The sequence below is a fragment of the Pseudomonas sp. RW10S2 genome (assembly GCF_014268985.1).
GTDB lineage: Bacteria > Pseudomonadota > Gammaproteobacteria > Pseudomonadales > Pseudomonadaceae > Aquipseudomonas > Aquipseudomonas wayambapalatensis.
In genome coordinates this window covers 1-4765 of record NZ_JABWRO010000198.1, presented here as the reverse complement: position 1 = coordinate 4765, position 4765 = coordinate 1, and the positions used below count along the sequence as shown (strand labels likewise).

6 protein-coding genes are annotated in these 4765 nt (G+C 61.9%); 1 reads left to right on the top strand and 5 read right to left on the bottom strand.

Annotated elements, in window-relative coordinates:
• Positions 1 to 64: 64 nt before the first annotated feature.
• The 5 genes from galU to HU729_RS24870 form a co-directional block, all read right to left on the bottom strand.
• A complete protein-coding gene (gene galU, locus HU729_RS24890) occupies positions 65 to 904 on the bottom strand; it encodes a UTP--glucose-1-phosphate uridylyltransferase GalU (protein WP_013973181.1) in 840 nt (279 codons plus the stop codon).
• A 48-nt stretch (positions 905 to 952) separates the two neighbouring features.
• Positions 953 to 2314, bottom strand: coding sequence for a UDP-glucose/GDP-mannose dehydrogenase family protein (locus HU729_RS24885; RefSeq protein ID WP_186711863.1), 1362 nt, complete (start codon positions 2312 to 2314; stop codon positions 953 to 955).
• A gap of 95 nt (positions 2315 to 2409) precedes the next feature.
• Positions 2410 to 3321 carry a c-type cytochrome gene (locus HU729_RS24880; protein ID WP_186711862.1) on the bottom strand — a complete coding sequence of 304 codons (912 nt, stop codon included), beginning with the start codon at positions 3319 to 3321 and terminating at the stop codon, positions 2410 to 2412.
• Complete coding sequence (locus HU729_RS24875; RefSeq protein WP_186711861.1) at positions 3318 to 3968, bottom strand: c-type cytochrome; 651 nt, start codon at positions 3966 to 3968, stop codon at positions 3318 to 3320. Before HU729_RS24875 ends, HU729_RS24880 begins: the two co-directional genes overlap by 4 nt.
• A 145-nt stretch (positions 3969 to 4113) precedes the next feature.
• A complete protein-coding gene (locus HU729_RS24870; RefSeq protein WP_186669040.1) occupies positions 4114 to 4473 on the bottom strand; it encodes a hypothetical protein in 360 nt (119 codons plus the stop codon).
• A gap of 163 nt (positions 4474 to 4636) precedes the next feature.
• On the opposite strand from HU729_RS24870, the gene HU729_RS24865 reads away from it, so the two are divergent.
• Positions 4637 to 4765: DUF1883 domain-containing protein (locus HU729_RS24865; RefSeq protein WP_186711860.1), on the top strand; the 129-nt coding region annotated here is incomplete at its 3' end.

The following is a 4765-nucleotide window of genomic DNA, read 5'->3' as shown; positions in this document are numbered from 1 at the left end:
TCTTTTCGTGACGCGCTGCAAGCGCCATACAACAAGAAAATGGCGCTGCAGCGCAGGCTCGGACTCAGTAGGCCTTGCCAGTCTTGTAGTAGTTCTCGAAGCAGAAGTTGGTGGCGTCGATATAGCCTTCGGCGCCGCCGCAGTCGAAACGCTTGCCCTTGAACTTGTACGCGATGACACAGCCGTTCTGTGCCTGCTGCATCAGCGCGTCGGTGATCTGGATCTCCCCACCCTTGCCCGGCTCGGTGTTGGCGATGATATCGAAGATATCCGGGGTCAGGATGTAGCGGCCAATGATCGCCAGGTTCGATGGCGCATCTTCAGGCTTGGGCTTCTCGACCATGTTGGTCACGCGGAAGATGTCGTCGCGGATCATGTCGCCAGCAATCACGCCGTACTTGTTGGTTTCCTGCGGATCGACTTCCTGGATGGCGACGATCGAGCAGCGGAACTGGTTGTACAGCTTGACCATCTGCGTCAGTACACCGTCACCTTCAGGGTTGACGCACAGGTCGTCCGCCAGGACCACGGCGAACGGCTCATCGCCGATCAGAGGACGACCGGTGAGGATGGCGTGGCCCAGGCCCTTCATTTCGGTCTGGCGGGTGTAGGAGAACGAGCACTCGTCGAGCAGACGACGGATACCGACCAGGTATTTTTCCTTGTCGGTGCCCTTGATCTGATTTTCCAGCTCATAGCTGATGTCGAAATGGTCTTCCAGCGCGCGCTTGCCGCGCCCGGTGACGATGGAGATCTCGTTCAGACCGGCGTCCAAGGCCTCTTCAACGCCATACTGGATCAGTGGCTTGTTCACCACCGGCAGCATTTCCTTGGGCATGGCTTTGGTAGCGGGCAGGAAGCGGGTGCCGTAACCGGCTGCCGGGAACAAGCATTTTTTGATCATATACATCCTTAAACAAGGGCTGGGCCTGTGGTATTCGGCGCAGTCTAATCAGGCGGCAGTCACCTTACAATGCCCCACCTGCGGCCGACCGATGCCATGATAGAGATAACCCAGTGTAGATAGTTCCGACGGATCGTAAATATTACGCCCGTCGAACAGTACCGGCATACGCATCAGGCCCCTGATCCGACGAAAATCTGGCTGGCGGAACTGCTTCCATTCGGTCACCAGAACCAGTGCATCCGCGCTCTCCACGCAAGCATAGGGATCATCGCCCAACTGCAATTGACCACTGGCCAGCGCCTGCGGATAAGCCGCCGCCGCCCCTGCCAGCGCGGCCGGGTCACAGGCCCGGACCCGTGCCCCGGCTGCCAGCAGGGCGTCGAGCAGCACCAGGCTGGGTGCTTCGCGCAGGTCATCGGTGCCAGGCTTGAACGCCAAGCCCCACAACGCCACATTGCGCCCGCGCAAGCTGCTGCCGAAGTACTGCTGCAGCGCCTGGAACAACAAGGTCTTCTGCTGCGCGTTGCGCGCCTGGACCGCACGCAGGATCGCCGGCTGGTAGCCGTGCTGCTCGGCCGTATGGATCAGCGCACGCACATCCTTTGGAAAGCATGAACCGCCATAGCCGCAGCCCGCGTAGATGAAATCGCTGCCGATGCGCCGGTCGCTGCCGATCCCGCGACGTACCTGCTCGATATCCACGTCCAGCTCGGCACACAGGCCCGCCAGTTCGTTGACGAAGGAAATCTTGGTGGCCAGGAAGGCGTTGGCAGCATACTTGCTGAATTCGGCGGCACGCGGGCTCATGACCAGCACGCGCTCCCGATTACGCACAAAGGGCGCGTACAGGCGCTGCAGGCATTGAGTGGCGGCATCACTGTCGGTGCCGATGATGATGCGCTGGGGACGCATGAAGTCCTCGACGGCGCTGCCCTCCTTGAGAAACTCCGGATTGCTCGCCACCGACACCGTGAAACTGGCCCCTCGCTCGCGCAGGCCACTGTTGACCTGGCGCGCGACCCGCTCGGCCGTTCCCACCGGCACGGTCGACTTGTTCACCACCAGGCATGGGCGCATCATGTGCCGCCCAAGGCTGTCGGCCACCGCCAGCACGTGCTGCAGGTCCGCCGAGCCGTCTTCATGGCTGGGCGTGCCCACGGCGATGAACACCACATCGACCCGCGCCACCGCATGATCCCAGTGCTCGGTGAAACTCAACAGGCCACTGTGCAGGCCCTCCTGCACGAGCGTAGCAAGCCCGGGCTCGTAGATCGGGCACTGCCCCTGACGCAACTGGGCCAGGCGCGCGCGATCATGCTCCAGACAGACCACGCGATTGCCCATTTGCGCAAAACAGGCCGCCGTGACCAGCCCCACATACCCCGCCCCGATCACACAGAGTTCCATGGCCGCACTCCTTCAGGAAGATGCGACATTGCAACCTGCAGGCGATTGCAGGGCAGTGACAGCGGCACGGCGAGAATATGACAGGTGCGCGGTGTTCAGCCGCCCGTGCCCTGCCCGATCAATACACCCTCGACCTTTTGCCCATACAGGTTGACGCCGTCGTTGGCATGAAACTTCACCCGGGTCTTCTCGATGGAGCCCTCCACCAGACGCGGATCCTGCGGGCGCTCATGGCGATTGATCCATGCCGCGACGTCCCACGCCTGCTGGTCACTCAGGCTGCCCGGCTTGCCCAGCGGCATGTTGTGCTTGATGAAGGACGCGGCGGTGTTGATCCGGTGCATCCCGGCCCCCCAGTTGTAGGCATCACGTCCCCACAACGGCGGCATGACGTATTCACCCGCGACCTTCTGCCCCTCGCCCTTGCCACCGTGGCAGATCGCACATTGCTCGCTGTACACCTGTTCGCCGCGCTTGAAGTCATAGCCGTCCTTGGGTTGCGGCACCTCCGGATAACCACGACCGGGCGTTTCCACTCCCGTGCGGGTGCCGGTCGCCAGCCAGTAGCTATAGACGCTGAGCGCGGTCATCTGCGGGCTGTCGGCGGCCGGCGGCTTGCCGTTCATGCTGAACTGGAAACAGCCCTGGATACGTTCGGCGTAAGTGTTGACCTTGTCGTTTTTCTTGCGATAGGCGGGATACATCGGATAAGCGCCCCACAGCGGCGCGGAGTGAGCCATGCGACCCTGGTCGAGGTGGCAGTTGCTGCAGTTCATGCCATTGCCGACAGCCTCAGGCATCAAGCGGCGGGTATCGACGAACAACGCATGCCCCTGGCGGACCATCTGGCCGAACGCGTTGTCCGGCAACTCGCTTTCTGCGGGCGGCACGAATACCGGCGTGGCCTGGCTGCCGGGCACCTTGAGCTGCGACTGGTCTGACATGGCGATCTCCGCCGCCTGGGTGACGCCTGCGCTGAGCCACAATGCTGCGATCAGGGCTTTCATGGCGCGACCTCCTGGTGGGCGGCGTGGGCGAAGTAGTCGGCGATTGCCGTCACCTCGGCATCGGTCATGGCCTTGGCCACACCGACCATCAGTTGGTTGGGGTCATTGCGCCTGCTGCCGTCGCGCCAGGCATTGAGCTGTGCAACCAGATAAGCCGCCGGCTGTCCGGCCAGCGGTGGAAAGTGCTCGCCAACTCCCGCACCACCTGGGCCATGGCACTGCACACAACCAGGAATCTCCCGATTCCAGTCGCCATACAAGGCCAGGCGCTCGGTGGGATTGCTGGCTATTTGCTGACGGCGCGCCCCCGTAACCGGGTCGGAAGGCTGAGTGGACAGCCAAGCGCTGACCGCACGAATTTCCTCGTCGCTCAGCGCCTTGGCCAGCGGCTCCATGACCGGCTGCTTGCGGCTGCCCGAACGAAAGTCATCGAGTTGCTTGCTCAGGTACCCGGCAGACAAGCCGGACAGGCGGGGAAAACCGGCGGCGGCGATACCCTTGCCGTCCGGGCCGTGGCAACCAAGGCAGGCCATTGCGGCAGGATTCTGCCCGCCCTGGGTGAAGATTTTCTGGCCATCGACGGCATGCGCCGCGGGCCAGGCCAGGATCAGCAGGCTGCCGATCAAGACGCGACTCATCGGGTTCATCAGGGACACTCCATTTCCTTGTTATAAGCTTAGTCTTAAAAGACATAAGGAAATGGATACTAGTCCGGATAGGTAAACCGGAACAATGTCCCTACAAGTCACAAGGCCTTGATTGCCCGCCTAACGAGGTATTGCTTGCGCTGGATCAAGAACCGGAGATGCACTGGGTGGCTGCGCTGCGCACATCACCCAGGCGCAGAGGGAAGTTGTTCAACCGTTCATGCAGCTTGATGGCGCTACCGCTGCCACGCTTGTCGATATCGACGAGGGCTGCCGGGCCGACACCGGCACTGAGCTTCTGCGGAACGATCAGACGCAGACCTTCACCACGTGACTCTTCCACCAGCGGATCACGGCTGTCGCCCAGCTTCTGCTTGACGCAATCGGCATACGCACGCGGCGTCTTGCCGGAGATTACGTCCAGCGTCTCTCGCGACTGCTCCAGTTCCGAGACGCTGACGCAACCACCCAGTACCAGCGTCACCGCCGCCATCACCCACTTCATCCGTTGCACCTCTGCCAATCAAAGAAATCGTTCGACAACGTCCGGGCGGTTTTGCTCCCTGCTTTGGCAGATTTCTCCCTGGCCCGGCCGTCCAGCCCGCCAGTGTACCCTGACATCGTGGTATCTTGGGCGTTTGCAGAATTCCAACCTCGCGGAGCCCCACATGAAATTCGTCCACCAGCGCGAGCACCTCAACGAGGATGACATCGTCGTTATCGAGTGCTCTCAGCGCTGCAACATCCGCCTGATGAACGACGCCAACTTCCGCAGTTTCAAGAACGGCGGCCCCCCC

What these genes read in the sequence shown, in the direction of transcription:
- HU729_RS24880 (WP_186711862.1), bottom strand. Translation starts at nt 3,321, where the DNA reads ATGAAAGCCCTGATCGCAGCATTGTGGCTCAGCGCAGGCGTCACCCAG.
- HU729_RS24885 (WP_186711863.1), bottom strand. Translation starts at nt 2,314, where the DNA reads ATGGAACTCTGTGTGATCGGGGCGGGGTATGTGGGGCTGGTCACGGCG.
- HU729_RS24870 (WP_186669040.1), bottom strand. Translation starts at nt 4,473, where the DNA reads ATGAAGTGGGTGATGGCGGCGGTGACGCTGGTACTGGGTGGTTGCGTC.
- HU729_RS24875 (WP_186711861.1), bottom strand. Translation starts at nt 3,968, where the DNA reads ATGAACCCGATGAGTCGCGTCTTGATCGGCAGCCTGCTGATCCTGGCC.
- galU (WP_013973181.1), bottom strand. Translation starts at nt 904, where the DNA reads ATGATCAAAAAATGCTTGTTCCCGGCAGCCGGTTACGGCACCCGCTTC.